Below are 24,279 nucleotides of genomic sequence, written 5' to 3'. Positions count from 1 at the left end.
TTGCGAACCCATCTTAAACGGTTGACCCGCAAGACTATCTGCTTCTCAAAGTCAGAAGAAATGCACGATAAGATCATCGGATGGTATCTGACGATCAATCATTACCACTAAATCTGCGTCACGACCCTATTTTTTGTGATGCCCGGCGTTAACCCATTTTTAAATAATGATGACTACACGATATATTTAATATGAAGAAACAATCAATTATTACCCTGATGTTTATAATTGTTGTTATTGCGTTGGCGATATTATTCCGCGCACATAACCAATTTATCCTGCTTCAGGGGGAAGTAGATGCTCCGGAGGTATTAGTCACCTCGAAGGCCAAAGGTCGTGTGGTCGAACGTTATTTTGAACGCGGTGACGACGTTAAAGCCGGTCAGCTATTAATGAAACTGGATAGCCCGGAACTGGATGCTCAGGTTAAATCACTGGAAGCCGCCAGAGATCAGGCAAAGGCCCGTCTTGAAGAGTCAATGCACGGAACCCGGGAAGAGAGTATCCGCAATTTGAAAGCGTCACTGGCACAGGCCGAATCTGTCTATCAGATGATTAGACTTGAGATAAATGACAGGGAATAAGTGAGATAATTATGGGAAGAACTGGGTCAACATGGGAAGAGACTGGATGGGATATGCAATAACCTTACAGTATGTGAAAATCAGACCGGCCCGAAAAAAAACAGAACTCGCACCAGTCTGATTGCAGATATTACTCCTTTCTCCCCGTATCGGCATCGGGTTCACCATCAAACAGTTTGCCCTGCATCCGATCCAGTTCTTCTTTTCTGACCCGCTTCACCACGCTGTAAACCCACTGTAGCGAAACACCAAATTTACGGGCCAGTTCGTGATGGTTGCGCCCGTCAAACTCCAGGAAGATTTCACGGTCGCGCTGGCTGACCTTCCAGACCATACCCATCGGGAAATAGACGTTTTGCCCGCCCCAGACCTGCATCATGCGGTTCGCGACGGCCTGACCAATCTGGTCGGCAACCGCGGGTTCGATATCAATAATCTCGCGGACGGTCTCAGAGGTGTGCTGTGCCAGTTCCACCAACAGTTCCGGCCCTTTACTACGAAACTGATTCAGGTCGCTCATTGCTTCACCCCCGCAGCCCTGCGCTGCCACTTCTTCAGTTTCTCAATAACGCTACTTGCCTGCTCATTGCTGAGCCAGCGTAACGCGCTGATGCCCGTTTCCCGTTTAACCCATAGCGCCAGCGCCTGCTCTGAACTATCACGGACGACACCTTCCGCGGCCATTTCAAGCCATAGTGCACGGATTTTCTTTGACTGGGGATGGCTATCCAACGGTAAACCGGACCTGGCTTTCCCGGCAGGTTTAACGCGAAAGCCTTTCTTTTTCATGGATTCCAGCACGCAGTTTAGCTGTGTGGTATCCATCCCTTTGGTTGAGGCTTTGCCGGTTAGCCCCTGCAGCATCTGGCGGTAGGTATCCTCATCCATCTGGAGGTCGCTGCGGGCAATATGAATAAGTTGAATGAGGCGCTGTTTAGTCATCATCAACTTCACCTTTTGATTTTCCCCTGACATAGTCAACATATAAAGGAAGGGCTACAGGCCAGCAAAGGAGCATTACCGTCCAGCTAATCCAGTATTTAGCACCGCTGTATCTTGAACAAAAACCTGAATGGCGGTGCAGCTCAGCATTACACCACCCCACGAGGCAGTACCAGAACAGGGCGCATACAATATATTCAGCCATCATAAGCCACTCCCCAGCTTCCGCTGCTCATGCCCGCTGACAGGCTGATGCAGGCGGACGTTTTCCCCTTCTCTGTAACCGATATGGCGCGACATATCCGCGTCACGTGATTTTCCAGCTTCACGGCCCGTAGTTGTGCCTGAATCCGGGTATTTCTGTTCGAGCCAGAGTTGAGCCAGCTCCCGTTCCTCACGGGTCATAGCAAACAATTGCACTTCACTACGCACAGCCAGTACCCAGCCTTCGGCAAATTTGTCGCCACGGCTGGTCTTTGTCGTGCTTTTGATTCTTTTATTCTGCTGCCCGATGTGGTTTTTTCGCGCCGTAATAAGCTGTCGGGCGAGAACATCCCAGGTATAAGACGCCAGCTCAACGCGGTCTTTATTACCGTAAAACCCAACGCTGGGTTTATGACCTGAATGAATAATAGATTCCACCCCAAAGGCAGCCTGGATGATGCCCAGCAGACCCAGCATGTAACGTGGTGGATTAACGCTGCCTGCAGCCCAGTAGTTGCTAATGCTTTCGTCTATATCACTGAGCGCGATATCGTCACGGGTAATGCCGTATGCCTGCATCAGTTTCTGAACACGCTGCAGTGCCAGTGAGGCTTCATGGGGATTATCAGATTTTGACAGCGCCAGAAGTTTTTTTAACTTTTCCAGCACTTTCTCTTTATCAGTCATTGGCATGATTTAGTCCTTTGGTGTGCATACACCGCGAAGATAAATTTCACCGGCATTGACGCGTTTAACTTCCTGGAATGCTGCCCTGCAGGCACTCTCAGTAGTAAATTCCGGAGATGTTATGACAAGGCCTTCGCCTTCAGTACCTGATGTGAACATCCACAAAATAAGTACCCACATGATTACCGGCCCTCCTTAATCGCGTGGTCTAACGCATGGAGCACCATATCGGTCATGACGCCTTTTCCGTTTATCGCAACATGGGCCAGGATTTCACTGCGAGCCGCTTTAAGTACACCGAGATTAACCCTGACTGAGCGCTGGTTATCAGCATTCAAAGTCTTTATTCGTTGTAAACAAGTCGTCGCTGCCGGATTAATTTCCATCGGATGCCCCCTGTCGTTGCTTCATTTCACAGGGGATGAATTCCATTGCCGGGACTTCCGTGTAGTAGTGCTGACTGCAGTGAGGGCATACCAGCGTGATGAGGACGGCTGGCACATGGTATTTGCCAGAGGTAATAACGCTGGCGTCGCTGAACTTCAGGGTGGTGATACCTTTCTTACAGTTGGAACATTTGATGGACATGATTTATTCCTCAACGCTGTTTTCGGCGTGCAGAAGCCCACGGCGCTGACGCCGAAATAAAAAGAAAGTGAATTAAAATTAAATGGCAGCGATATCTAACGGAATATTAATTAGCTTCCCGTGTTTATCTTTCTCCCGGAAATTAATATAGGTTTTGGACATTGCCACCTGCAGTGATTCCGATATGGCCTCCATAGCCCGGTTCCAGCGTTCGTCCTGAATCTTGACGCGGCGCAGGGAAAGAATACGTCCGGTATTAAGCTGGCCCTCTTTGTCCACCTGAAAAGCATCGCTGATGATGGCCCGCAGGTTCGCGTTCGCGCCTTCCGACCACTCGGTGACGCACTCGTCTATCAGGTCTTTGGCAATCTGCAGCTCTGGCCCGAAGGTCAGGGTTTCCTGCACGCGGATGGTGATCTGCTGACCGCCATCGAAGCTGCTGAAGGTTACGTTGCCTTTGGCACCGCCGCGTGTTCTGCCATACTTCTCAGCCACAAGGTCAAGCCAGGCATAGCACTCGTCAAAGGCACGACGCTTAAAGTCGCTGAGTTCGTCGCGTTTAAGCTTCGCGGCGGCAACCTGTTCCCGGACAAAGGAATCCATTGCAAGGTCATAGTCAGACACCTGTTCAACCGGCACCAGACGCCCCTTGCGATCTTTCATGTAGTCTTCTTTATTTACTTCGCTCATCTCTGTTCACCTTATGGTTAATGTAATGACTCTGACCAGGTAATACGGCAGCCATGCAGTTCAAAGACGCCCTGACGGAAACGCCCTGAGCCGTCATGACCAACATGGGTATAACTTGCTTTTCCCTCCTCCAGCAGGCGGGCACAGTGACCGTTACGGGTGATACGGATAACCGGCTTACTGCCCGCAATCATGACGCTCTGCACGGTGGTATTCATGGCGTTAAGCGCCATAATGGAGGACTGAACTTTGTTCATCTGCTGGTTGATATCGGTGATGGATTTCATGGTTAAACCCCTTTAACGACGTCGGCGTTGACCTGCGGAACCCCGATTTCAGCAGCCAGATTCATGGCAGCTATCACCAGGTTACTGACGGCCAGCGGATACAGCAGGCTGACCATGCTTTTACGGTTGCTGCCCAGATTACTCAGGCGGGCGCGGATGGCCTCAACTGCGCTGGCGTCCATGATGTCGGCCAGCTGCTTACCGGCACGTTGCAGCTTGAACGCCAGAAACTCTTCGAGGCTGTTGTCCAGCGGCAGCAGTTCAACCACTTCGCAGCGCTGGACGACCTCACGGACTTCCATGTTGCGTTCGGACAGTTTGTCCGCCAGTTCAGGCTGGCCAATCAGCACGATGGACAGCAGTCTTTTGAAGCCGGACTCCAGTTCGAAGAAGCGTTTGAGGTGCTTCAGCGTCGGGATGGGCAGACTGTGGACCTCCTCAATCACCAGAACGTGGCTGAAACCCGCCTGGCTGCTGTCCTTCAGAACGCGGTGCAACTGGCGGAAGCGGGCGTCCTGGCTGCGTTTGATACTCTCCAGCGGCGCGATGGTGCTGATGATGGCCTCGGCGATCGCAGCGGCCTTCAGGGTTTTGCCCTTCACGTCGTTGTCTTCCATGGCGATGATGTATGGCTCGATAACAATCACCGGTGCGTTCTCGCGGTTGACGCGCTCAATCAGGTCGCGGCGCAGCGTGGATTTACCCGCGCCGGACTCACCGATTACCGCCAGAAAACCACCGTGGCGGGCGGTCTGGAACAGCGCCTCACGCACGTAGCGGATATCCGGCGTGGTGAACACATCATCCGCGCCCTGCATGGCTTCATCGGCGAACGGGTCACGGAAAAGGCCAAACGCTTTTTTGGTGGCTGGAAATAACACCTGCTTTTTGAGTAACATATTCTCTTCCTCACTGAGGTTGGTTTTATCGGTAGTACCCGCTGTACGGGGCGTGGCAGCGCCCTGTGCAGCATCAAAACTCTTCGCTGTATCAATCCCCTGACTTGCCAGATAAGTTGCCAGACGCTGGCGCACTTCTTCCGGGCTGGTGCGGGGCCACTCGTTATGGTTCACAATCTGGGCCAGCGTGGCCTCGGAGACGGCAACGGCTCTTGCCGCCACCGCCTGCGGGATGCGGGCCTCTTTAAGTTGTTGTTTCAGTACCAGCATGTTTTCCTCCTCAGTTGCCGTTAACGATGCTGATAACGCTGTTGCGTACCGGGGTAGTCAGGGTGACCATCACTTCATCCAGTGCCACTTCCGGTACACCATCAGGGTACTGTGCCGCTAACTGGCGGTAATGTTCCGGCGTCCAGGTATGGCCGTTAGCGCTGAACTTCTCGCGCAGGGCTTTCGCGGCCTCCACATGGGTCAGCGGACGATGCTCAATACGCGGCCCGCGTACGTCTGAAGCCTGACCGCGCTTCGGCATATAGGCCGGAAGCGTGGTGTCGTCGATATGTTTGTACGGGTCAAGTCGCCCGCCGAACGGCAGCGCCTTCGCCTTGCGTGCAGCAGCTGCATCGGCGGCGTTATCCGTGCCGGTAACCAGCTCTTCGATTTCTTTTGCCGCCGTCTGCGCCGGAGTCTCTGGCAGGGCTTTGTAGCTTTCGCCAAATACCGCTGCGCTCTCGGCAAAGCCGAACTCGTTCTTTCTGACCTCTTCAACCAGGAAGAACGTCTCGTTGCCGTCCTCGCCTGTCAGTACCACCTGCGCCACATCGCTGCGCCATGGGTTACGGGTAATCAACAGTTTTTCGCCGACCAGTACGCCCGGTACCGTTGATACATCAAACTCAGTGCCCCGGAACGGCACACGCAGTTTCGATGTGACCTTACGACTTTCCGGCGCGGCAACCGCCAGTTCGCGGCATACTTCAACGGAGGGTGCTTTCTTCAGCTGCTCCGCGTTGATTTTCAGCCAGATATCGGTGCGGGTTTTACCATGGCGGCTATGAACTGCCGTGGCGTTAAAGTGGCTGCGCCATTTCACGGCCAGCGCGTTCAGCTCTTCCAGACTGTGAACCGGCTGGAACTTCAGACCCGGCTCCAGCTTGCGCTCGATAATGTCACGCGCCTTTTCCACCTGCCCGGTGGCGCGGGCGTTATGCGGCTTGTGCGCTACCAGGTCGATGCCCAGCGAGCGGCACATGTTCTTCGTCATGCCAGCGGTGTTCGCCGAACCAGGGTCGAGGTAGAGTATTTTCGGCACGCCGTGCAGCACGTCCGCGCCGCCGCGCTCCTGCATGGCGTTGATGAGAACAGAACAAAGGTTCTCACCGGATTCCGCGCCCATCACGTACTCAACGTAAATCCAGCCGCTCGTATGGTCGGTAATCTCATAACTCCACACGCGGTCACTGGTGATACGGGCGATGTTGGCGGGCTTGTTCTTGTAGAACTTCGCGCTGTCCATCACCTGCAGCCCTTTATGACCGTTGCTCAGGTAGTAAAGCGTACAAAGCGAGGCATCAATCTCCCAGACGTGATTGGGATGAAGGCTGGCCATCTCGGACGACGGGGCCGGGGCGTCAAGCTGTTCCGGGTGCAGGCCATAGTTACGCAGGGCACGACTGATGGTGTCCTCGGACAGCGGGAAAAACTCGCCTGTGGCCTCGTCCGTTCTGCCTGCAGTGATAAAGCCGTTTGACCGCAGGGTCTCCACCGCATCCGCGATGGAATACAGGCGCTTGCCGTTCTTACGGGTGGCCTCGCGCAGCGTTGCAGATATCAGCGCGGCTTCGTCGCGGCTCAGGGCGCTGCGCCCGGCATCGGCGCGTTTTTTACGTTTGTCAGTCACTGATACCTCCTTCAGCTTGCGCAGCAGGGTGGCGCGGGACATGCCCAGTTCAGCGCAGGCGGTGTCATATATCGCACCACGCTTACCATGCCCCGCGTCACGTGCCGCGCGGGCAACATAAACCAGTCGTTCAGTCAGGGCGGCACTCATCAGTTATGCCTCCTGCCCGTTAATCTGTGGCGTCGGTTCAGTCAGCCATGAAGGGGCGGCGTTACCTGTCGGCTCATCCGGCAGGTCAAATGTGGAGCGCAGGCTACGCGCGGTGCTTTCCAGCTGGCAGATCAGACCGGCCATAAAGTCTCTGGGGGTATCAATCATGTTTTCAGCACAGTATGCGCACAGGGTCTCAAAGGCGCTGGACAGTCGAACGGCGATGGCAGATTCCGCCTCAACCGCTAATGCCGTCACTTCCGCGCGCAGTTTCTTCACCTCTTCGTCAGGCTTGGGTGGCTGGATACGGGATTTCTTCTCCAGTTTGGTGGAGAGAGAGTCGATTTTTTCGTTTTTGTCGGCGAGCACGCGCTGTTGTGCTGCGTTGGTTTCGCGGGCTTCGCGTAGGGCAGCCTTCAGTTCGCGGCTTGTCATGCGATCGATATCGTCAAGACTCATACCAGCAATCGTGCCGCCATCGGCTAATTCGACGAGGTCTTCATCATCTTCCGTCATCAACTCAAACAGCTTTGTTTTCCCCAAAAGCGCAAGCGCTTGCGCTTTTGGTTCAAGCTTTGGAGACAAGTATTTGAGTGATGCCTGCATCATCACCTGTGCTGTACGTTTGGAGAGGGATAACTGAGACTCAACGATGTCGATGAAGTCACCATGAGGCTCATTCTCTTTGAGAATAACCAGTCGTTTACCCGCTTCCAGCATGGCCTCGGCACTCTGTGCCATGTAGAAGCGAGTCTCATGAACGATACGATCTCGCTCATATGGCAGTCCGTCACCAAATTGCTGCATAATTTCGAGGCGATGTTCGGTCATGGCATTAAGACTAACGTTGAGGCCATCACTTACCGGCGCATCTTCCATCAGTTCAACTGGTTGTGATTTTGTGCGTCCCATTTCAACTCCTTAGCGACTACCAGCCATAACACGCTGGTTGATTTCATTAATACGATCCTGCGCCCGCGCCATTTCGGTACTGTGCGCCATGGCGATTTGTAAGAGCTGGACTCCAGGGGCAAAACGCCCGTTATCCAGTTTCAGGGCCAGTCCCTCTTCGATAAGGGTATTGAGTGCCCGATTGATATTCGCTGGGGACTCACCCAGAGCCGATGCCAGTTCACCGTTAGAAACACCGTTCAGAGCGTGGCCGCGTAATGCTTTAAGAACGCGTAAAATGCGGGACCCGGAACTGGATACATTTGCTTTGCTCATGACGCCTCCTGAAGAATGCCTGGTGTAACTTCTTTGCCGATCACGACTGACAAATCGCGCAGAATGCGATAGGTCAGACGTCCGCGAGGAAGTTCATTTTTGCCAGCCCAGCGGCTTACCGCCTGAGTGACTGTTCGTGGCTCATAGCCCGCGTTAAGCGCGAACTGGCGCAGGCTGCTGCCCCGTTCAACCAGCCGTGCCCGAACTTGTTGTTTGTTCATATGCACCGTGTTCCTATTGGGTTATGATGTACTCAATATGATTAAGTGCACTTATTCAATATAAATAACTCAAGTGGGATTTATTTGAAATGAATAAAAAGTCCGTTGATGCAGTGCTCCTGCGACTCATGTCACTGTTTAACGTTGATAGCGACAGTGAGCTGGCTCGAGCGCTAAACGTTAACAGACAGACTTTAGCTAGTTGGAGAAAGCGAGACTCTGTACCTTATTCAATTTGCATAAACATTGCTGAAGAGAAAGGGGTCTCTCTTGACTGGTTACTCACAGGTAAGGGAGAAGAAGAGGTATCGAATGTTGAACCAGCAACTGAAAGCTTCAGTCAAGCGGACCTTAAAATGCTTGAACTTCTGAACCAGTTAGATCCTGAGGTTCGGCGAGATCTCATGCGAGGCGCTGAAGAAAAACAGCGTGTAATTGAGATGGAAAAACAACTGAAGGAATTATCCGCAACGATTGAGCGGTTAAAAAATGTGGGTTAATGTGTTCCTAAGGGGAACAATTGACAAGGTTATCAACCCTCTTCGTTATGCGTGCTGGTTTAAACAGTAGGATTTGCTGTTTGCGCTAACCATTTGAACTTTCCGCATTAAGGATTAATCGTATGAGTGGTGATGTAAGAAATTATCGTATTGAGTTTCATCAGCTATCGTTTAAGGCCACAGAACAGCTGGCAGATCTCGGAGATGCTTTTCAGTCTGTAGTTGATAAACAGACACCTTCCTCTTCAAACCATGAGGGTTTTACCAGAGAAATTTGGGGGTTGAAAAAACGCGCAGATGGTTCTTTTAGCGGAGAGTTGAGGAAATTTCGCAACTCGAACATCCCGGATAAAGGTGCACCAGGAAAGCAGTCTACCCCCATTCCACTTGCCAAGGATGAAGGGATCATTGAGCGAAATTTCTTTGTATTCTACCCCCGAATCAATGTTGTAGGTTGGCACTATAACCATATGGCTTGTGGCATAAGCCGTTTTAGTGCATTTCTTTCAACTATCTTTGGTTCAAAGGTTAAGCCCGCACCTTTGCTGGAAAAAGATGCAATTGCTAGGCTTATGAGGGGAGATGTCAGAATGAAAAAAATTCAGTTGACGATTCCTCGCCCCCGTAACCCTGAGCTTTACCCTGATACTGATTTCAGCCAAAAAACACTACAACTGCTTGGTGATGCAGGGGCAGATACAATGCAAATTGTAATGGGGATTAATACTCGCCGTGGCGATAGTGACGGTAAGCTTAAGCAGAATATAAAATTTGCTATGCAAGAGTTAGTCGAGTTTGGGGCGAAAAAGGCAGTAATTGATGTGTTCGATGCTGATGGTGTTGTCCATCCTGTGGATTTGATCGCCGAGCGTATTTCGTCCTATCAATCGGTGGTTACTGACGCTCGTTTCCCTCCAGCCGAAACCATGTACCGTCTAATCGATACTGCGTATGCTGAAAACCGGGAGAGTATCAATGCATATATTGGAGAAGATGAACTCGGCCCTATTGCTTAGGTTGTTGATTGGATGTGGGATTGGTTTTCTCTACTGGTTCAAGTTGCCCCACATGCCAGTAGCCGCAATCCCAAACTTCATGACCACATTGTCCAGTGTCTTTGCAACGTTGTTAGGTTTTATCATTACAGCAATTGCACTACTCGCATCATTGCTTGATAAACCGTTACTTAAAAACATGCAAAAAACCGGGCATTACAGGCGCCTGATGACTGATGCATTCGATACTTGCTTGGTTCTGCTAGTGTTGGTGCTGACATGTTTGATTGGGCTGATGCTGCAAAGTAGACATCAAGAGATTGTAGCCGCTATTCTCATCGGGCTTGTTGTCATGTCTATGTTGTGTTTATTACAAACAGGTAGGCGATTATTCAACATTATCAAAGTGATATCATAACAATGCACCATCGGGTGCATTGTTATGCGAGACGACTTGCCTCCTTCTGAGCCTACTCTAAATTACTCACAATAAGTTCGCGCCGTGGTGTTCCCTTTCCTGCAAGACTGTAGTTGATCTCCACACTGTGAATGTTCAGACCCTTAAAAACCTGCCACATTTCCGGGATATCGTTCACCGATATAATCATCTTCCCTTTGATCCTGTGCGCCAAATCTGCCATGTGGTCATAGTTTTCCAGCCCGAACTCCACGCCATAGCCCTCTGTTCCCCAGTATGGCGGGTCACAGTAGAACAGCGTATGCGGGCGATCATATCTCTCTATGCACTGGTGCCAGTCCAGATGTTCTATCAGCGTTCTGGACAGGCGCAGGTGTGCCATCGACAGTTCTTCCTCAATACGCAGGAGATTGAAGCGCGGCGCACTGGTTGTAGAGGTCCCGAACGTGTGATCGGCGACCTTACCGCCAAACGCCTGTTTCTGTAGGTAGTAGAACCGGGCCGCCCGCTGAATGTCAGTGAGCGTTTCTTCCGGCGTATCCTGCAGCCACTTGTATATCTGACGGCTGACCAGCGCCCATTTAAACTGGCGAATAAATTCTTCCAGATGATGCTTGACCACCCGATAGAGGTTCACCAGTTCCCCGTTGATATCGTTAATGACTTCGGTCTTGCTGGGAGTCTTTAGAAAATAGAGCGCAGCTGCCCCGCAGAACGGCTCCACATAGCAGGTATGGGCCGGAAACAACGGTAAAATATGCTTCGCCAGACGACGTTTACCACCAATCCATGGGACGATGGGTAAAGATTGTTCTTTCATTATCCGTAAGCCTTTTGCAATCAATGAAAATATGGCAGGCTAGTCTGGTCTCGCGAGACTGACTGAACCCTGGTCGGCTCACAGTGCATACCTGTGGGTTGATGACCAGCCTGGTGTTACCGCACCGGGCTGGTCGTTCTTTCAAAGCCATCATGCGGTTCACGTCCGCATCCTCACTATTAACGCTGTTTAAAATCCCTTTCCCCGACCATTTGTGATGCTGTCTCCACTACACAAGGAGACGCTCATGAAAAACCTGAAAAAATTCATCCCCCCTGTTAAAAAGCCCCGTCTTAGCGGCTGGCTGCTGACCTCAGTGCTGCTGCTCGGCACCATCGGTCTTGTATCGCCCCAGCAGCTGCCGGTGGTTGTCTACAAGCTGTCACTCATCACGCTGGCGGCAGTATTGGGCTACTGGCTTGACCGTTCGCTTTTCCCCAAAGCCCGCCCCGGTCAGTACCTGAAGCATGATGACAGGCTGATGGCTGATGGTCGCTTCCCCGTCCAGACTGGCCTTCACCTGGTCTTTTCCGCTGCGCTAATCCGCCGTGCGCTGATTGTTGCCGCAGTCTGTCTGGCCGTAGCGACGGGGCTGTAATCATGAACTGGCCTCAAATCACCCTCATCATCCTGCTTGCCTTTGGGCTGGGCGTAACCGCCATTAAGCATGGCGAGCCACGCAACGATAAATACAGCTTCTGGTGGCAGCTCGCTGGCAACCTAGTTATTGCCTGGCTGCTCTGGTGTGGCGGCTTCTTCAGTCAGGCCCGCGCAGCCCAGCCGCCACAGACCGCGCTGCAGTATCGCGACGATGTGATCCGTAATGCCCGGCTTGAATGGGGGATGTCTGCGCCGGTGGCCGATTTTGCCGCGCAGCTGCATCAGGAAAGTGGCTGGCGACCTGATGCGGTCTCACCGGTTGGTGCTCAGGGACTGGCGCAGTTTATGCCCGCCACTGCCGACTGGATAAGCCAGCTAATGCCGGGGCTTAAGAGCCGCGAGCCGTTCAATCCTGCATGGGCTATCCGGGCGCTGGTCAGCTATGACCGCTGGCTATGGGAGCGAGTAAGCGCCGCCAACAACTGTGAGCGGATGGCCATGGCCCTGTCGGGGTACAACGGCGGTCTGGGCTGGGTGCAGCGTGACAAACGGCTGGCATCGCAGAAAGGGCTGGACAGCGCCCGCTGGTTTGGTCATGTCGCCACGGTCAATGCCGGACGCAGCGCCGCCAGCTGGCGTGAGAACCGCCACTACCCGCAGCGCATTCTGCGGGAACTGGCACCGCGCTATCTCACATGGGGAGGCAGCAGCTGTGTGGAACCTGGTTAAAAGACTACCGTGGCGCGGCATGCTGCTCGCACTTGCTCTGGTGGCTGTTCTTTACGGGCTGAACCGCTGGGGCTACCACGATGGCGCTGAAGACGCAAAACGTGACGGTGACGCAGCGCTCAGTCGGCTGCAGTCAGCGTTTGATACATACAAAACCGAACAAACGGCGCTTGAGAACGCTGTGCTCCGTGACTGGGCAAAGCGTTATCAGGCGCAGGTTGCCACCGGGCAACAGGCCGAGGCTGGCTACCTTGAGCAGATAGCCCAACTTGAGAGCCAGAACAAACAACTACAGGGGAAAATTAACGATGTCACACAGCGCTGGATTGATGAAAAAGGCAAGAGCCATCCCATTGAGTGCGTGTTTACTCGCGGTTTCGTGCGTCAGTACAACGCCGCACTTGGATATGACAACGCATCCGTCGGCAGCGGCCATTCAGACACAACTGCCGCCGCTGGCACCGGCACTGGCACAGCGTCCGGGCAACCTGAAGCCGCTGACGCCTGGCTACGCGACTCAGGCGTCTCCCAGCGTGACGTCCTCGCCAACATCATCGACAACGCGAAGCAATGCCGCATCTGGCGCAGCCAGATAAACGGGCTGCTGGACGAACGGGAAGGATTACAGAAATGACGTTGCAGGTTGAATTCTGGACGGTGGTGGGCTTCCTCATCACCTTCATGAGCTTTGTCGGTGGTATGGCCAAGTGGCTGTTCAGTAAAGCGGAGGAGCGCCAGGCTGCGCGGTTCGCCTCACTTGAGCAGTCGCTGCAGCAGTCCGCCTCCAACTGGGGCGAGCTGGAAAAAGAATTTATGCGGTTTAAGGCGGATTTGCCGCTGAACTATGTTCGCCGCGAGGACTACATCCGTGGCCAGACGGTTATCGAGGCCAAGCTGGACGCACTCTACAACAAACTGGAAGTGGTACAGCAGTACCGTCATACAGGAGGTCACAATGGTTGATATCGCCCGCGTGCGCCGGGAATCCCTGCGCTGGAGCCTGCTGGTTGCTCTGAACAAAACCCGCCCGTACACCGCCAGCGAGACGCTGCTGCTGGACGTGTCCCGCGCCATCTACCCGGACACCACGCCGCTGGAGCTGCGCCGTGAGCTGGATTATCTGGCTGACCGCAAGATGGTTGATCTGGAGAAAAAGCCCTCCGGCGACTGGTTCGCTGACCTGACCCGCCTCGGCGTTGATCTGGTGGAATACACCGTGGAATGCGGCCCCGGCATCGCCCGCCCGGAAAAGTACTGGAGTGAATGATGGCCAGACGCAGCACGATAGAAAAGCTGCCGGAAGATGTGCGTCGCTGGCTTGAGCGGGCGCTTAACGAATCCGGCTTCAGCGGATATACCGAGCTGGAGACCCTGTTGCGCGATCGGGGGTATGTCATCAGCAAATCGGCTATCCATCGCTATGGCCAGAAGATTGAGCGCCGTTATGGTGCCATCCGTGCAGCCACCGAAGCGGCCCGCATGCTGACCGAGGGCGCAGCCGACGATCAGGACGCGCGTTCGGAGGCGGTGATTGCCCTGATTCAGACCGAGCTGTTCGAGAGCATCGTCCAGCTGCAGGAAACGGAGGAAGGCGAAGTCGATCCCAAAGAGCGCGTGGCGCTGCTGTCGAAGGTGGCGAAGAACGTGGCCACGCTGTCCCGCGCCTCGGTCAACCTGAAAAAGTTTCAGACTGAAGTCCGCTCCAGAGCGCAGCTGGCGGCCAGCAATGCCGAGAAAATTGCCCGTAAGGGCGGTCTGTCACATGAAGCGGCACAGGCAATACGCCGTGAAATCCTGGGGATCGCATCGTGAATCCGTTACCGCCAGTTGTACCTGACACCTCAGATTCCGACGTACCCGTTGTACTGATGCCCTATCAGCAGCGCTGGGTGGCTGATAACTCCCCGCTCAAGATTATCGAGAAGAGCCGCCGTACCGGTATCACCTGGGCCGAGGCATCCGATAACGTTCTGACGGCAGCATCAGCGGTGACAGCCGGAGGCATGAACGTCTATTACATCGCCTACAACCAGGACATGACCGTCGAATATATCCAGGCCTGTGCGATGTGGGCGCGCATGTTCAACTATGCCGCCAGTGAAATCGAGGAAGGCTTCTGGGAAGAGGAGGAAGATGACAAGCACATCAAGACCTACACCATCAAATTCCCTGACTCCGGCTTCCGCGTTGTCGCGCTCTCCAGCCGTCCGTCTAACCTGCGTGGTCGTCAGGGCATCATTGTTATCGACGAAGCGGCGTTCCATGAGCAACTGGACGAGCTGCTGAAGGCGGCGCTGGCGATGCTTATCTGGGGCGGCAAGGTTCGTGTTATCTCCACCCATGACGGCGACGACAACCCGTTCAATACGCTTATCGGCGATATCCGGGCCGGGCGTCAGGGCGGCAGCGTGCAGCGAATCCCGTTCAAAGAGGCGGTGGCAGAGGGACTCTTTCACCGTGTCTGTCTGCGCACCGGGAAGGCATGGTCGCAGGAGGCGGAAGATGCATGGATGGCGTCGGTATACAAATTCTACGGTGCTGGCGCATCGGAGGAGCTTGACTGTATCCCGGCTAACGGCGGCGGAGCCTGGCTGTCCCGCGCACTGATTGAGTCACGCATGTCGGCTGATACGCCGGTGTTACGCCTGACCTGCCCGGAGGGTTATGAGCTGAAGCCCGATGATGTTCGCTGGGGCGAGACGCAGGACTGGCTGGATACGCATCTGAAACCGCAACTGGAGGCACTGCCTGCAGATGCACGCTCTTTCCTGGGGCGTGACTTTGGCCGCAGCGGTGACCTGTCGGTGGACTATCCCCTGCTGCAGGAGAAAAACCTGGTACGCCGCGTGCCGTTTGTGATGGAGCTGCGCAACGTGCCGTTCAAACAGCAGGAGCAAATCGCGTGGTACCTGATGGACGGCCTGCCAAATCTGATGGGTGCGGCGCTCGATGCCCGTGGTAACGGCTCCTACCTCGCCGAATACGCCATGCAGCGCTATGGCTCCAGCCGGGTTAAGCAGGTCATGCCCACCGAGGGCTGGTATCGCGAGCATATGCCGCCGGTCAAAGCTGCGCTGGAAGACGGCAATCTGGTTGATTTGCCGAAGGATGAAGACACGCTGGATGACCTGCGGGCCGTTCAGGTGGTAAACGGCGTTCCCCGCGTGCCGGAACAGCGCTCAAAAGCGAAGACGGATAATGGCAAACGTCACGGGGATTCAGCTATCGCGCTGGCGCTGGCGTACTTTGCCAGCCGTGAAATTAACAAAGGGCCGGTGAAGGCAAGCTCACGCCGTCGCCGTCAGGCGGCCCGTATGCTGGAGGATTACTGATGGCCCGTGGACTCTGGGTTTCACCCAGTGAGTTCGTCAAATTTGCCGAACCCAATAAAACGCTGACGGAGCAGATCGCCTCGCGCAGCCGCTCCATCGACTTCTTCGGGCTGGGGATGTACCTGCCTAACCCTGACCCCATTCTGAAATCTCAGGGCCGGGATATCCGCATCTATCGCGAGCTGCGTACCGATCCGCTGGTCGGCGGCTGCATCCGCAGGCGTAAGGCGGCGGTCAAGTCGCTGGAGCGTGGTCTTGAGCGGGGTCATGCCCCGGCGCGGGTATTCAGCTTCATTAGGGATATGCTCGACGATCTAGATTTGTCCCGCATCATCGGCGAGATGACCGACGCCGTTCTCTACGGGTATCAGCCCTGTGAGGTCATGTGGGGACGCTCTGTTAAATCCTGGGCCATCGCTGATATCGTGGGTAAACCGCCGGAATGGTTCCAGTACGACAACGACAACCTGCTGCGCTTTCGCGCCAAGGACGCCGGGCTGGAAGGCGAGCCGGTACCGCTGAACAAGTTCGTGGTACCGCGTCAGGACGCGACCTACGATAACCCGTATGGCTTCCCTGACCTGTCGATGTGCTTCTGGCCCGTGACCTTCAAAAAAGGCGGCATGAAGTTCTGGGTGCGCTTTGCCGAGAAATACGGCTCACCGTGGGTTATCGGCAAGCATCCGCGCGGTACGGCACAGGGCGAGATTGACCTGCTGCTGGATTCCATGGAGGCAATGGTGGAAGACGCGGTGGCCGCTATCCCTGACGATTCCTCCATTGAAATTAAGGAGGCCGCAGGCAAGGCCGACAGCAGCGATATTTATCAGAACCTGATAACGCTTGCCCGCAGTGAAATCTCCATCGCCCTGCTGGGGCAGAACCAGACCACCGAGGCCAACAGTACCCGCGCCTCCGCGCAGGCCGGACTGGAGGTTACCGATGATATCCGTGACGCTGACGCTGATATCGTGGAAAGCGCGGTGAATCAGGCCATCAGGATGGCGGTATCAATGAACTTTGGCGATGTGGCCAGCCCCGTCTGGAAGATGTGGGAACAGGGAAGGGTCGACGATACCCAGGCAACCCGCGACGAGAAACTCAGCCGCGCCGGTGTGGTCTTCACCCCGCAATACTTCAAGCGTGAGTACCAGCTGCAGGACGGCGATATTGACGAGACACCACCGTCAGAACGCCAGAAGAACATGCTGCCGCTGTCATTTGCCGAAGCTATTGATGGCGATATTCAGGCACAGCAGGCCCTGGACGACGCGCTGGATATTCTGATGAACGGAGGCGCGTTAAATGGCACGCTGGAACCCGTACTGGCTCCTCTGATTAAGCGGGTTGAAGATGGCGTCAATCCGTCTGAGCTGCTGGGCGAACTGGCCGAGCTGTACCCGCAGATGAACGCGGATGACCTGCAGGAACGGCTGGCACGGATTATGTTTGTTGCAACTGTCTGGGGGCGTCTGCATGAGCGTGACAACGGCTGAACTGGCGTACTGCATGACGTTGCCCCCCAAACGGGCTATCAGTTACCTGAAGTCCAAAGGGTACAGCTTCACGTGGGACTGGGAGGAGATGTGGCAGGATGCCCATGCCCGCGCCTTTACCGTCGCCAAAGTGACCCGCCTTGATATCCTGGAAGATATTCGAAGAGCCCTGCAGCAGGCGCTGGATGAAGGTAAGACTGACCGCTGGTTCCGGCAGGAGCTGGAGCCGGAGCTGCAGCGCAAGGGATGGTGGGGGCCACGCGATACCACCGACCCGGTAACGGGTGAGCCGGTCACCATCCAGCAGGGCAGCCCGTGGCGGCTCGATACCATCTTTCGTACCAATATGTCCGCGCTCTACAGCGCCGGGCGATGGGCCGAACAGATGGAGAACGTCGACGACAGGCCCTACTGGATGTATACCGGCATCAACGACAGCCATACCCGCAAGAGCCATCTGGCCCTGCATGGTCTGGTGCTGCGCTATGATGACCCGTTCTGGCAGGCGTTCTATCCGCCGAATGGCTGGCGCTGCCGTTGTGGCGTGATTGCCCTGAGCGCGGCGGATGTGCGTGCCCGTGGACTGAAGGTGTCCGGCTCTGGCGCAGCCATGGGCTGGGAGCTGAAGCTGGTGTCAGAGAAAACGGGCGAGATGCAGAACGTCGCCACGTTCAATACCGGCACCACGAAGGTGGCTACCGATGTTGGCTGGTCATACGCACCGGGGGCGGCATACCGTCCTGATCTGGTCCGCTATCAGGGCACGCTTAAACCGCTGGCACAGCAGGAACTGCGAGGATAACGATGGCTTCTGATAACCTGGTCAATATCACCATTAACGATGAATCCCTGCGCCGGAGCCTCCGTGCGCTGGACCTGGCCGCGACAGACCTTGAACCCGCGATGCGCAAAATCGCCGGAACCCTGCTGGCGGAAACGCAGTTTAACTTTCTTGATGAGGGCCGTCCGGGATGGACTCCCTCGCTGGCAGCAATCGAACGTGACGGACAAACACTGCAGAAGACCGGGCGTCTGATGGGGTCAGTATCAACCGATCATGATGACAGGCAGGCCGCGGTCGGCACTAACGTCGTTTATGGGCCTGTTCACCAGTTTGGGGGTAAAACGGGGCGTAATGAATCTGTTGAGCTTCCGGCCCGTCCGTTCCTGCCGATGACGGGTGACGGAGAGCTGCAGCCTGATGTGGTTGTCCCCATCCTCGATACGATTGTCCGCCATCTTGAAGCAGCGGCCCGTCGCTGAGTTTTGTCTCTACAGGCGGGTGATTTATCATTGCCAGCCGCTGAGGGGCTGTATTACCTTTATAAAGGCTTTACAGCCCCCGCTTCGCACCACTATTCGCCTGCAGCGTGACATTCCCCGTACTGATACCCCCGATTTTTTCTAAAGCAGATTAAAAGCGCTGCTGATGCTTTTTCCACAGACTGTCCCCGACAACGTAACGCGGGACAGCAAAATGCCAGCCATTCACATTTTTAAAGCCGGTACTCATACCGATATGCACGGCGCGAAACTGCCGTTCACGCAAAGCGATCTTGCCGCCTGCGTGAAAGCCTATGACCCGTCCGTCCATGAAGCACCACTCGTTATTGGCCACCCCAAAACGGAAGACCCCGCGTGGGGCTGGGTGAAATCCCTGTCGCTTAACGGCGCTGACCTGTTGGCTGAACCTGACCAGCTCGACCCGCAGTTTGCCGAACTGGTGGGCAACGGACGCTTCAAGAAGGTCTCCGCCTCGTTCTATCTCCCTGACTCACCGAACAATCCGAAGCCCGGCACGCTTTACCTGCGTCATGTCGGCTTTCTGGGGGCGCAGCCACCTTCCATTAAGGGGCTGAAGCAGGTGTCGTTTGGTGAGAAAGAAGAAGGCGTCGTGGAGTTTGCCGACTGGAGTGATATCACCAATGCCTCTTTATGGGGGCGTCTGCGCGATTTTCTGATCGCCCAGTTCGGGCTGGACGAGACCGACAAGGTGCTTCCTTCATGGCAGGTTGACTCCCTGCGCGAAGAGGCTTACCGCGACACCGGGAAGTCTGAACCGGACTTCAGTGAACACAATCCCAACCCTCAACAAGAGAACAGCACCATGACTGATGAAGAAATCAAAGCGCTTCAGACGGAAAATACGCGTCTGAAAGCGGAAGCCACCCAGCGGGCGGAACAGGAAGCGAAGACCAGGCAGGAAAAACTGCACGCGGACAACGTCTCCTTTGCCGAGAAGCTGGTCGGCGCGGGTCGCCTGACCCCGGCAGCAAAACCGGTTGTTGTTGCCATTCTTGATGCGGTAGCCGGTGGTGATAAGCCTGTCGAGTTCGCCGAGGGCGATACCCGCACCCCGCTGGCCACGGCGTTTAAGACGCTGCTGGATGGCACTGCCCCGGTACTGAATTTCAGTGAGCACGCGACCAAAGACCGCGTGAACACGGATATCAAAACGACGTCAGCAGAGTTCGCTGAAGCCGACCCGGAACGTCTGGCGCTGCATCAGAAAGCGCTGGAACTGTCGAAAAAAGAGGGCATCAGCTACGACGCTGCTGTCTCCCGCTGCCTGTAATTAAGGAGAGAACATGTCTGACTATTTAAAGGGTAAGCGCGTTGTTGACCCGGTGCTGACCAGCATCGCTCGCGGTTATAAAAATGCCGCGTTCATCGGCGAGCGCATCTTCCCCATTGTCCAGACCGATAAGGAAGGTGTGACCGTTCCGACTTTCGGTAAATCCGCCTTTGTGGAGTACGACACCGAGCGTGCCGTAGGGGCTGACAGCAACGTTCTGGTACGCGAGAAAAACGGCAAGCTGGACCTGGTTCTCAACGAACACGATCTGGCCGCGCCGGTGGACTATCGCGAGCAGGCCGAGTCGATGTTCAACGAAGAGGCCAAAGCCATTCGCCGTGTGACCAGCGGCGTCAACCTCAAGCGCGAGCTATATGCGGCCCGTCTGGCCCAGGACAAAAACGTCTACCGTGCAGCTAACGTCAAAGCGCTGGCTGCGGCTGAACGCTGGGCAGGTGGCCAGGGTGATCCGATTGGCATCATCGAGGGCGGGATTGAAGCGGTACGTAACGCTACCGGTCTGCGTCCGAACCTGATGACCATGGGGGCCAGCGTCATGTCGCTACTCAAGTTCCACCCGGCGATTCAGGCAGCGATTGGTGCTAACGAGCGCAAGCGTATCACCATCGAAATTCTGAAAGACCTTTTCCAGCTGGAAGATGTCGTTATCGGCGAGCCGGTCTCCATGGCCTCCATGAAAGATGCGCAAAACAAGGACAAAGTCCCGACCGATATCTGGGGCGACAACCTGATGCTGCATTACGTCGGCAAACCCCAGCCGGGCACTGACAGCGCCGACGAAAATGAGCCGTCATTCGGTTACACCCTGCGCCGTAAAGGGATGCCGGTGGCGGACAAATATGATGGCGTCGGCGGCAAGGTGAAGTACTGCCGTTATACCGATATCTACAAAGTCGCCGTGGTCGGTGGCGATGCCGGGTATCTCGTCACCAACATCGTGAAATAAGGAGACGGTCATGGGTACAACTCAGCAGGTCATTCTGACCACTACCGTGACGGCCAGTGCGGCGCTGACACAACAGCGCTTTGTCGGTGCCGATAACGCGCCCTGTCAGGCCGGGGCCGTAGCGCTCGGCGTGGCGGAGGTGGATGCCGCAGCCGGTGATTTAACGCCGGTCAACGTACTGGGTATCGTTGCCGTCGAGGCCGGTGCCGCGATTGCCAGGGGGCTGAACGTCCAGTCGGATGCGAATGCCTGCGCTGTTCCCCAGACAGCAGCATCAGGCGACACCCCGGCAGGTATTTCAGCCGGGATTGCGCTGGATGAAGCACTGGCCGAAGGTGATGTTATCCGCATCCTGCGCGGGGTGTGACATGTACTGCACCCTGGCGGATTTACAGGAACAAGTGCCTGAGTCAACGCTGATTCAGCTCACTAACGAGGTCGTGGATTTCGACACCCCTGCCACGGTGAATGTGACGGTTGTGGACAGCTGTATTCGCTACGCCGGGGAGTTGATTGATGCGCACCTTCGTGGTCGCTATACCCTGCCGCTGGCAGAAGTGCCTACCGTTCTGCGGGATATTGCCATCACGCTGGTGCGTTACCGCCTGTATGTCCGTCGTCCTGAAGGTGATCTGCCTGACACCGTCAAAGACGACAACAAAGAGGCCCGGCGTCAGCTTGAGGCTATCCGCGACGGGAAGCTGACGCTGGGGCTGCAGTCCACTCAAAAAGACGTACCTGAGTCCGGTGAAATCCGGGCGCGGGCACGCCGGCCCACCTTTGGCGGGCGCGACGGCTTACTGGAGAAATACTGATGAACGTTTTGCCCGTCCTCGATGCTGTGCTGGCCCGGTTGCGCGAGAAGCTGCCCCAGCTGCAGGTGGAGTACTTCCCGGAAAAGCCGTCCGAATACCGTCTGAATCATCCTGTCGGGGCGTTGCTGCTGAGCTATGCCGGTTCGCGCTTCGAAAAACCCGATGATATTGGTGCGGTGATCCAGCCTCAGACTATCCAGCTCTGCGTCACGGTGGTCTTCCGCCAGCTCAACGGTAAAAGAGGTGCGATTGACGTTCTGGATGCAGTCCGCCGCATCCTCGGTGGCTACACCCCGCCGAACTGCCGCCGTCGTATCGGGCTGACTCGTGAAGTGTTTATCGGTGAGGTCAAGGGGCTGTGGCAGTACGCTCTCGACTTCGCAACCGAAAGCGTCTTTATCGAAGACAGCGATTTACCGTCCGGCCCGCTGTTAACCGAAGTGAACTATGAGGAAAGCGAGTGATGAAAGAATACCGCTATTCCGGCCCGGCCAGCGGCGTCACGCTGTCGGACGGAACCGAAATCCTGCTCTGGCCGGGGAAGAATGTTTCCCTGCCGGAGGAGCATGACTATGTGAAGGTACTGGTGGCGCTGAAGCATCTGACGCCGGTATCTGAAGAGACTAAACCCGCCAGCACACCGGCTGTGCAGCCACAAAAGCGCAGGAGCGGCGGCGACAGCGATGTGAAAACGGAGGACTCCCATGTCAGCTAACTATCTGCATGGCGTCGAAACCATTGAGGTGGAAAACGGTGCCCGCCCGGTTAAAACGGTGAAATCCGCCGTCATTGGCCTGATTGGTACTGCCCCAATGGGAGACGTCAATACGCTGGTGCAGTGTCTGTCTGAGAAAGATGCAGCGGCGTTTGGCAGCCAGCTCACTGGCTTTACCATTCCGCAGGCACTGGATGCGATCTACGACCACGGGGCAGGCACCGTTCTGGTCATTAACGTGCTTGAACCGGCTGTGCATAAAACCGCTGTGGCCGATGAAGACGTAACATTCGACAAGGCGACGGGCAAGGCACAGCTGGCTAATCCGGTGGTTGCGCAGCTGGTACTGAAACCGGACAGCGATGGCCAGCCTTATGTGGAAGGTCAGGACTACTCGCTTGATGCACAGACCGGGGTGATTACCAACCTCGGTAAGAGCATTGCTGCAAATGCAACGGTGAAGGCCAGCTATAACTATGCTGATCCGACCAAAGTCACCCCGGCTGATATCATCGGTGCCGTTAACGCGGCGGGCAACCGTACCGGCATGAAGCTGCTTAATGATAGCTTCAACCTGTTTGGCTACTTCGCCAAAATCCTGATTGCCCCGGTATTCTGTACCCAGAACAGCGTCTCGGTTGAGCTTATCGCCATGGCTGAGAAGCTGGGCGCGGTTACCTACATCGACGCGCCGATTGGTACCACTTTTGCTCAGGCTCTGGCGGGGCGTGGCCCGGAAGGCACCATTAACTTCAATACCAGCTCCGACCGCGTCCGTCTGTGCTACCCGCACGTCAAGGTGTACGACGCGGCCACCAACAGCGAACGGCTGGAGCCGCTGAGCCAGCGTGCTGCAGGTCTGCGTGCCAAAGTCGACCTGGACAAGGGCTACTGGTGGTCGTCCTCCAACCAGGAGATTCTGGGTATCACCGGCGTGGAGCGCCAGCTGTCGGCAATGATTGATGACCCGCAGAGCGAGGTGAACCTGCTCAACGAACAGGGCATCACTACGGTCTTCAGCAGCTACGGCAGCGGCCTGCGTCTGTGGGGCAACCGGATGGCAGCATGGCCAACGGTCACCCATATGCGCAACTTTGAGAACGTTCGCCGCACCGGTGATGTGATCAACGAGTCCCTGCGTTATTTCAGCCAGCAGTACATCGACATGCCGATTACCCAGGCGCTGATTGATGCGCTGACGGAGTCGGTCAACGCCTACGGTCGCAAGCTGATTGGCGACGGTGCGCTTCTGGGCTTCAGTTGCTGGTTTGATCCGGCCCGTAATGAAGAGACGGAGCTGGCCGCCGGTCATCTGTTGCTGATCTACAAATACACGCCACCGCCTCCGCTGGAGCGGCTGACGTTTGAGACCGAGATCACCTCGGAATACCTGTTAACCCTGAAGGGGAATAGCTGATGGCAAAGATTGAGATCAACCGCATCACGAATGCCAACATCTACCTGGATGGCGCTAACCTGCTGGGGCGGGCCGAGGAGGTCAAACTGCCTGACGTCTCCATGACCATGCAGGAGCATAAGGCTCTGGGGATGGTGGGCAAGGTGGAACTCCCGGCAGGCTTCGACAAGCTTGAGGGCGAGATCAAGTGGAACAGCTTTTACCGCGACGCGATGCTGTCTGCCGCGAACCCGTATAAGTCGCTGGCGCTGCAGTGCCGTTCCAGCGTCCAGCGCTACAGTTCGCAGGGGCTGATTGACGAAATCCCGCTGGTCACCTTCCTGACGATCATGTTCAAGAAGAACCCGCTGGGGACGTTCAAACAGCACGAGAACGCCGAGTTCTCCAGTAGCTTCACCTGCACGTACATCAAACAGGTACTGGATGGTGAAGAACTGCTGGAGCTGGACTATCTGGCCAACATCTTCCGCGTCGGCGGCGTTGACCAGTTGACTGATTACCGCATCAATATCGGAGGGTGA

At 55.5% G+C, this 24,279-nt stretch carries 36 protein-coding genes and 1 pseudogene; 23 read left to right on the top strand and 14 right to left on the bottom strand.

The window, feature by feature from the left end; all coding sequences use genetic code 11:
- Both LPW36_RS03175 and LPW36_RS03170 read left to right on the top strand, forming a co-directional pair.
- A partial coding sequence (locus LPW36_RS03175) for an IS1 family transposase (protein ID WP_230607651.1) occupies nucleotides 1-111 on the top strand: 111 nt, incomplete at its 5' end.
- Between the two features lie 80 nt (nucleotides 112-191).
- Nucleotides 192-551 (top strand): annotated as a pseudogene (locus tag LPW36_RS03170) (HlyD family secretion protein); the annotation flags it as partial.
- Between the two features lie 163 nt (nucleotides 552-714).
- Here LPW36_RS03170 and LPW36_RS03165 read toward each other — a convergent pair.
- From LPW36_RS03165 to LPW36_RS03110, 13 genes are all read right to left on the bottom strand, one after another.
- Nucleotides 715-1,104 (bottom strand): Mor transcription activator family protein, encoded by a 390-nt coding sequence (locus tag LPW36_RS03165; RefSeq protein ID WP_032639420.1) that lies wholly within the window; start codon nucleotides 1,102-1,104, stop codon nucleotides 715-717.
- A complete protein-coding gene (locus tag LPW36_RS03160) occupies nucleotides 1,101-1,529 on the bottom strand; it encodes a gp16 family protein (RefSeq protein ID WP_230608019.1) in 429 nt (142 codons plus the stop codon). The genes LPW36_RS03165 and LPW36_RS03160 overlap by 4 nt, the downstream gene beginning before the upstream one ends.
- Nucleotides 1,519-1,734, bottom strand: a complete 216-nt coding sequence (locus LPW36_RS03155) for a hypothetical protein (protein WP_089438543.1) — start codon at nucleotides 1,732-1,734, stop codon at nucleotides 1,519-1,521. The genes LPW36_RS03160 and LPW36_RS03155 overlap by 11 nt, the downstream gene beginning before the upstream one ends.
- Nucleotides 1,731-2,417: a DUF2786 domain-containing protein gene (locus LPW36_RS03150; protein WP_408612869.1), complete on the bottom strand. Its 687-nt coding sequence runs from the start codon at nucleotides 2,415-2,417 to the stop codon at nucleotides 1,731-1,733. Before LPW36_RS03150 ends, LPW36_RS03155 begins: the two co-directional genes overlap by 4 nt.
- 182 nt (nucleotides 2,418-2,599) lie before the next feature.
- Entirely contained in the window at nucleotides 2,600-2,803 is a 204-nt protein-coding gene (locus tag LPW36_RS17825; RefSeq protein ID WP_171847132.1) for a hypothetical protein, read from the bottom strand.
- Complete coding sequence (locus tag LPW36_RS17820) at nucleotides 2,793-3,005, bottom strand: hypothetical protein (protein WP_338085958.1); 213 nt, start codon at nucleotides 3,003-3,005, stop codon at nucleotides 2,793-2,795. The genes LPW36_RS17825 and LPW36_RS17820 overlap by 11 nt, the downstream gene beginning before the upstream one ends.
- Before the next feature lie 78 nt (nucleotides 3,006-3,083).
- The gene (locus tag LPW36_RS03140; RefSeq protein ID WP_230608017.1) at nucleotides 3,084-3,695 is read right to left on the bottom strand and encodes a DUF3164 family protein; all 612 of its coding nucleotides are present in this window, start codon (nucleotides 3,693-3,695) and stop codon (nucleotides 3,084-3,086) included.
- A gap of 17 nt (nucleotides 3,696-3,712) precedes the next feature.
- Nucleotides 3,713-3,982 (bottom strand): hypothetical protein, encoded by a 270-nt coding sequence (locus tag LPW36_RS03135; protein ID WP_230608016.1) that lies wholly within the window; start codon nucleotides 3,980-3,982, stop codon nucleotides 3,713-3,715.
- 2 nt (nucleotides 3,983-3,984) lie between these two features.
- Nucleotides 3,985-5,151, bottom strand: a complete 1,167-nt coding sequence (locus tag LPW36_RS03130; RefSeq protein WP_230608015.1) for an ExeA family protein — start codon at nucleotides 5,149-5,151, stop codon at nucleotides 3,985-3,987.
- Between the two features lie 10 nt (nucleotides 5,152-5,161).
- On the bottom strand, nucleotides 5,162-6,931 hold the full coding sequence (locus LPW36_RS03125) for an integrase catalytic domain-containing protein (protein ID WP_230608014.1): 1,770 nt from the start codon (nucleotides 6,929-6,931) through the stop codon (nucleotides 5,162-5,164).
- A gap of 3 nt (nucleotides 6,932-6,934) precedes the next feature.
- On the bottom strand, nucleotides 6,935-7,843 hold the full coding sequence (locus LPW36_RS03120) for a DUF3102 domain-containing protein (protein WP_230608013.1): 909 nt from the start codon (nucleotides 7,841-7,843) through the stop codon (nucleotides 6,935-6,937).
- A 9-nt stretch (nucleotides 7,844-7,852) separates the two neighbouring features.
- Complete coding sequence (locus tag LPW36_RS03115; RefSeq protein ID WP_020803508.1) at nucleotides 7,853-8,158, bottom strand: helix-turn-helix domain-containing protein; 306 nt, start codon at nucleotides 8,156-8,158, stop codon at nucleotides 7,853-7,855.
- Nucleotides 8,155-8,379 carry a helix-turn-helix domain-containing protein gene (locus tag LPW36_RS03110; RefSeq protein WP_032636378.1) on the bottom strand — a complete coding sequence of 75 codons (225 nt, stop codon included), beginning with the start codon at nucleotides 8,377-8,379 and terminating at the stop codon, nucleotides 8,155-8,157. The genes LPW36_RS03115 and LPW36_RS03110 overlap by 4 nt, the downstream gene beginning before the upstream one ends.
- A gap of 89 nt (nucleotides 8,380-8,468) precedes the next feature.
- On the opposite strand from LPW36_RS03110, the gene LPW36_RS03105 reads away from it, so the two are divergent.
- From LPW36_RS03105 to LPW36_RS03095, 3 genes are all read left to right on the top strand, one after another.
- On the top strand, nucleotides 8,469-8,879 hold the full coding sequence (locus LPW36_RS03105; RefSeq protein ID WP_230608012.1) for a helix-turn-helix domain-containing protein: 411 nt from the start codon (nucleotides 8,469-8,471) through the stop codon (nucleotides 8,877-8,879).
- Between the two features lie 122 nt (nucleotides 8,880-9,001).
- Nucleotides 9,002-9,895 (top strand): hypothetical protein, encoded by an 894-nt coding sequence (locus LPW36_RS03100; RefSeq protein ID WP_230608011.1) that lies wholly within the window; start codon nucleotides 9,002-9,004, stop codon nucleotides 9,893-9,895.
- Between the two features lie 52 nt (nucleotides 9,896-9,947).
- The gene (locus LPW36_RS03095) at nucleotides 9,948-10,292 is read left to right on the top strand and encodes a hypothetical protein (RefSeq protein WP_230608010.1); all 345 of its coding nucleotides are present in this window, start codon (nucleotides 9,948-9,950) and stop codon (nucleotides 10,290-10,292) included.
- 52 nt (nucleotides 10,293-10,344) lie between these two features.
- On the opposite strand, the gene LPW36_RS03090 is transcribed toward LPW36_RS03095, so the two are convergent.
- On the bottom strand, nucleotides 10,345-11,112 hold the full coding sequence (locus LPW36_RS03090; RefSeq protein WP_230608009.1) for a DNA adenine methylase: 768 nt from the start codon (nucleotides 11,110-11,112) through the stop codon (nucleotides 10,345-10,347).
- A 247-nt stretch (nucleotides 11,113-11,359) separates the two neighbouring features.
- On the opposite strand from LPW36_RS03090, the gene LPW36_RS03085 reads away from it, so the two are divergent.
- From LPW36_RS03085 to LPW36_RS03000, 18 genes are all read left to right on the top strand, one after another.
- Nucleotides 11,360-11,710 carry a putative holin gene (locus LPW36_RS03085; RefSeq protein ID WP_016191696.1) on the top strand — a complete coding sequence of 117 codons (351 nt, stop codon included), beginning with the start codon at nucleotides 11,360-11,362 and terminating at the stop codon, nucleotides 11,708-11,710.
- A gap of 2 nt (nucleotides 11,711-11,712) precedes the next feature.
- Nucleotides 11,713-12,441 carry a transglycosylase SLT domain-containing protein gene (locus LPW36_RS03080; RefSeq protein WP_230608008.1) on the top strand — a complete coding sequence of 243 codons (729 nt, stop codon included), beginning with the start codon at nucleotides 11,713-11,715 and terminating at the stop codon, nucleotides 12,439-12,441.
- On the top strand, nucleotides 12,425-13,075 hold the full coding sequence (locus tag LPW36_RS03075) for a hypothetical protein (RefSeq protein WP_230608007.1): 651 nt from the start codon (nucleotides 12,425-12,427) through the stop codon (nucleotides 13,073-13,075). Before LPW36_RS03080 ends, LPW36_RS03075 begins: the two co-directional genes overlap by 17 nt.
- Nucleotides 13,072-13,404 (top strand): hypothetical protein, encoded by a 333-nt coding sequence (locus tag LPW36_RS03070; RefSeq protein ID WP_054181127.1) that lies wholly within the window; start codon nucleotides 13,072-13,074, stop codon nucleotides 13,402-13,404. Before LPW36_RS03075 ends, LPW36_RS03070 begins: the two co-directional genes overlap by 4 nt.
- A complete protein-coding gene (locus tag LPW36_RS03065; RefSeq protein ID WP_006122433.1) occupies nucleotides 13,397-13,708 on the top strand; it encodes a hypothetical protein in 312 nt (103 codons plus the stop codon). The genes LPW36_RS03070 and LPW36_RS03065 overlap by 8 nt, the downstream gene beginning before the upstream one ends.
- Nucleotides 13,708-14,253, top strand: coding sequence for a DUF3486 family protein (locus tag LPW36_RS03060; RefSeq protein ID WP_230608031.1), 546 nt, complete (start codon nucleotides 13,708-13,710; stop codon nucleotides 14,251-14,253). Before LPW36_RS03065 ends, LPW36_RS03060 begins: the two co-directional genes overlap by 1 nt.
- Nucleotides 14,250-15,773, top strand: coding sequence for a hypothetical protein (locus LPW36_RS03055; protein ID WP_230608006.1), 1,524 nt, complete (start codon nucleotides 14,250-14,252; stop codon nucleotides 15,771-15,773). The genes LPW36_RS03060 and LPW36_RS03055 overlap by 4 nt, the downstream gene beginning before the upstream one ends.
- On the top strand, nucleotides 15,773-17,269 hold the full coding sequence (locus LPW36_RS03050) for a DUF935 domain-containing protein (protein WP_230608005.1): 1,497 nt from the start codon (nucleotides 15,773-15,775) through the stop codon (nucleotides 17,267-17,269). Before LPW36_RS03055 ends, LPW36_RS03050 begins: the two co-directional genes overlap by 1 nt.
- The gene (locus tag LPW36_RS03045) at nucleotides 17,250-18,071 is read left to right on the top strand and encodes a phage head morphogenesis protein (RefSeq protein WP_230608004.1); all 822 of its coding nucleotides are present in this window, start codon (nucleotides 17,250-17,252) and stop codon (nucleotides 18,069-18,071) included. The genes LPW36_RS03050 and LPW36_RS03045 overlap by 20 nt, the downstream gene beginning before the upstream one ends.
- 2 nt (nucleotides 18,072-18,073) lie before the next feature.
- Nucleotides 18,074-18,532 carry a phage virion morphogenesis protein gene (locus LPW36_RS03040; RefSeq protein WP_150148930.1) on the top strand — a complete coding sequence of 153 codons (459 nt, stop codon included), beginning with the start codon at nucleotides 18,074-18,076 and terminating at the stop codon, nucleotides 18,530-18,532.
- Nucleotides 18,533-18,746: 214 nt separating this feature from the next.
- A complete protein-coding gene (locus tag LPW36_RS03035; protein WP_230608003.1) occupies nucleotides 18,747-19,844 on the top strand; it encodes a peptidase in 1,098 nt (365 codons plus the stop codon).
- Nucleotides 19,845-19,857: 13 nt separating this feature from the next.
- Complete coding sequence (locus LPW36_RS03030; RefSeq protein WP_230608002.1) at nucleotides 19,858-20,811, top strand: hypothetical protein; 954 nt, start codon at nucleotides 19,858-19,860, stop codon at nucleotides 20,809-20,811.
- A gap of 10 nt (nucleotides 20,812-20,821) precedes the next feature.
- The gene (locus LPW36_RS03025; protein WP_023214049.1) at nucleotides 20,822-21,178 is read left to right on the top strand and encodes a DUF2190 family protein; all 357 of its coding nucleotides are present in this window, start codon (nucleotides 20,822-20,824) and stop codon (nucleotides 21,176-21,178) included.
- Between the two features lies 1 nt (nucleotide 21,179).
- The gene (locus LPW36_RS03020; RefSeq protein ID WP_039271488.1) at nucleotides 21,180-21,626 is read left to right on the top strand and encodes a gp436 family protein; all 447 of its coding nucleotides are present in this window, start codon (nucleotides 21,180-21,182) and stop codon (nucleotides 21,624-21,626) included.
- Nucleotides 21,626-22,090, top strand: coding sequence for a Gp37 family protein (locus tag LPW36_RS03015; RefSeq protein ID WP_230608001.1), 465 nt, complete (start codon nucleotides 21,626-21,628; stop codon nucleotides 22,088-22,090). The genes LPW36_RS03020 and LPW36_RS03015 overlap by 1 nt, the downstream gene beginning before the upstream one ends.
- Nucleotides 22,090-22,341: a hypothetical protein gene (locus LPW36_RS03010; protein ID WP_190322508.1), complete on the top strand. Its 252-nt coding sequence runs from the start codon at nucleotides 22,090-22,092 to the stop codon at nucleotides 22,339-22,341. The genes LPW36_RS03015 and LPW36_RS03010 overlap by 1 nt, the downstream gene beginning before the upstream one ends.
- On the top strand, nucleotides 22,331-23,758 hold the full coding sequence (locus LPW36_RS03005) for a phage tail sheath subtilisin-like domain-containing protein (RefSeq protein WP_230608000.1): 1,428 nt from the start codon (nucleotides 22,331-22,333) through the stop codon (nucleotides 23,756-23,758). The genes LPW36_RS03010 and LPW36_RS03005 overlap by 11 nt, the downstream gene beginning before the upstream one ends.
- Nucleotides 23,755-24,279, top strand: coding sequence for a phage major tail tube protein (locus tag LPW36_RS03000; protein ID WP_162837902.1), 525 nt, complete (start codon nucleotides 23,755-23,757; stop codon nucleotides 24,277-24,279). The genes LPW36_RS03005 and LPW36_RS03000 overlap by 4 nt, the downstream gene beginning before the upstream one ends.

Source organism: Limnobaculum eriocheiris, from assembly GCF_021010575.1.
GTDB classification, from domain to species: Bacteria; Pseudomonadota; Gammaproteobacteria; order Enterobacterales; family Enterobacteriaceae; genus Limnobaculum; species Limnobaculum eriocheiris.
Note: the sequence above shows the minus strand (reverse complement) of the source record. Positions and strands in the feature narration are given on the sequence as shown.

Excerpts from the sequence above, each read along its gene's own strand:
- LPW36_RS03065 (WP_006122433.1), top strand. The coding sequence starts at position 13,397 with ATGGTTGATATCGCCCGCGTGCGCCGGGAATCCCTGCGCTGGAGCCTG.
- LPW36_RS03025 (WP_023214049.1), top strand. The coding sequence starts at position 20,822 with ATGGGTACAACTCAGCAGGTCATTCTGACCACTACCGTGACGGCCAGT.
- LPW36_RS03030 (WP_230608002.1), top strand. The coding sequence starts at position 19,858 with ATGTCTGACTATTTAAAGGGTAAGCGCGTTGTTGACCCGGTGCTGACC.
- LPW36_RS03015 (WP_230608001.1), top strand. The coding sequence starts at position 21,626 with ATGAACGTTTTGCCCGTCCTCGATGCTGTGCTGGCCCGGTTGCGCGAG.
- LPW36_RS03130 (WP_230608015.1), bottom strand. The coding sequence starts at position 5,151 with ATGCTGGTACTGAAACAACAACTTAAAGAGGCCCGCATCCCGCAGGCG.
- LPW36_RS03105 (WP_230608012.1), top strand. The coding sequence starts at position 8,469 with ATGAATAAAAAGTCCGTTGATGCAGTGCTCCTGCGACTCATGTCACTG.
- LPW36_RS17825 (WP_171847132.1), bottom strand. The coding sequence starts at position 2,803 with ATGGAAATTAATCCGGCAGCGACGACTTGTTTACAACGAATAAAGACT.
- LPW36_RS03070 (WP_054181127.1), top strand. The coding sequence starts at position 13,072 with ATGACGTTGCAGGTTGAATTCTGGACGGTGGTGGGCTTCCTCATCACC.
- LPW36_RS03035 (WP_230608003.1), top strand. The coding sequence starts at position 18,747 with ATGCCAGCCATTCACATTTTTAAAGCCGGTACTCATACCGATATGCAC.
- LPW36_RS03160 (WP_230608019.1), bottom strand. The coding sequence starts at position 1,529 with ATGATGACTAAACAGCGCCTCATTCAACTTATTCATATTGCCCGCAGC.
- LPW36_RS03095 (WP_230608010.1), top strand. The coding sequence starts at position 9,948 with ATGCCAGTAGCCGCAATCCCAAACTTCATGACCACATTGTCCAGTGTC.
- LPW36_RS03040 (WP_150148930.1), top strand. The coding sequence starts at position 18,074 with ATGGCTTCTGATAACCTGGTCAATATCACCATTAACGATGAATCCCTG.
- LPW36_RS03115 (WP_020803508.1), bottom strand. The coding sequence starts at position 8,158 with ATGAGCAAAGCAAATGTATCCAGTTCCGGGTCCCGCATTTTACGCGTT.
- LPW36_RS17820 (WP_338085958.1), bottom strand. The coding sequence starts at position 3,005 with ATGTCCATCAAATGTTCCAACTGTAAGAAAGGTATCACCACCCTGAAG.
- LPW36_RS03045 (WP_230608004.1), top strand. The coding sequence starts at position 17,250 with ATGAGCGTGACAACGGCTGAACTGGCGTACTGCATGACGTTGCCCCCC.
- LPW36_RS03080 (WP_230608008.1), top strand. The coding sequence starts at position 11,713 with ATGAACTGGCCTCAAATCACCCTCATCATCCTGCTTGCCTTTGGGCTG.
- LPW36_RS03135 (WP_230608016.1), bottom strand. The coding sequence starts at position 3,982 with ATGAAATCCATCACCGATATCAACCAGCAGATGAACAAAGTTCAGTCC.
- LPW36_RS03090 (WP_230608009.1), bottom strand. The coding sequence starts at position 11,112 with ATGAAAGAACAATCTTTACCCATCGTCCCATGGATTGGTGGTAAACGT.
- LPW36_RS03010 (WP_190322508.1), top strand. The coding sequence starts at position 22,090 with ATGAAAGAATACCGCTATTCCGGCCCGGCCAGCGGCGTCACGCTGTCG.
- LPW36_RS03060 (WP_230608031.1), top strand. The coding sequence starts at position 13,708 with ATGGCCAGACGCAGCACGATAGAAAAGCTGCCGGAAGATGTGCGTCGC.
- LPW36_RS03120 (WP_230608013.1), bottom strand. The coding sequence starts at position 7,843 with ATGGGACGCACAAAATCACAACCAGTTGAACTGATGGAAGATGCGCCG.
- LPW36_RS03085 (WP_016191696.1), top strand. The coding sequence starts at position 11,360 with ATGAAAAACCTGAAAAAATTCATCCCCCCTGTTAAAAAGCCCCGTCTT.
- LPW36_RS03050 (WP_230608005.1), top strand. The coding sequence starts at position 15,773 with ATGGCCCGTGGACTCTGGGTTTCACCCAGTGAGTTCGTCAAATTTGCC.
- LPW36_RS03020 (WP_039271488.1), top strand. The coding sequence starts at position 21,180 with ATGTACTGCACCCTGGCGGATTTACAGGAACAAGTGCCTGAGTCAACG.
- LPW36_RS03005 (WP_230608000.1), top strand. The coding sequence starts at position 22,331 with ATGTCAGCTAACTATCTGCATGGCGTCGAAACCATTGAGGTGGAAAAC.
- LPW36_RS03110 (WP_032636378.1), bottom strand. The coding sequence starts at position 8,379 with ATGAACAAACAACAAGTTCGGGCACGGCTGGTTGAACGGGGCAGCAGC.
- LPW36_RS03155 (WP_089438543.1), bottom strand. The coding sequence starts at position 1,734 with ATGATGGCTGAATATATTGTATGCGCCCTGTTCTGGTACTGCCTCGTG.
- LPW36_RS03165 (WP_032639420.1), bottom strand. The coding sequence starts at position 1,104 with ATGAGCGACCTGAATCAGTTTCGTAGTAAAGGGCCGGAACTGTTGGTG.
- LPW36_RS03150 (WP_408612869.1), bottom strand. The coding sequence starts at position 2,417 with ATGACTGATAAAGAGAAAGTGCTGGAAAAGTTAAAAAAACTTCTGGCG.
- LPW36_RS03140 (WP_230608017.1), bottom strand. The coding sequence starts at position 3,695 with ATGAGCGAAGTAAATAAAGAAGACTACATGAAAGATCGCAAGGGGCGT.
- LPW36_RS03100 (WP_230608011.1), top strand. The coding sequence starts at position 9,002 with ATGAGTGGTGATGTAAGAAATTATCGTATTGAGTTTCATCAGCTATCG.
- LPW36_RS03125 (WP_230608014.1), bottom strand. The coding sequence starts at position 6,931 with ATGAGTGCCGCCCTGACTGAACGACTGGTTTATGTTGCCCGCGCGGCA.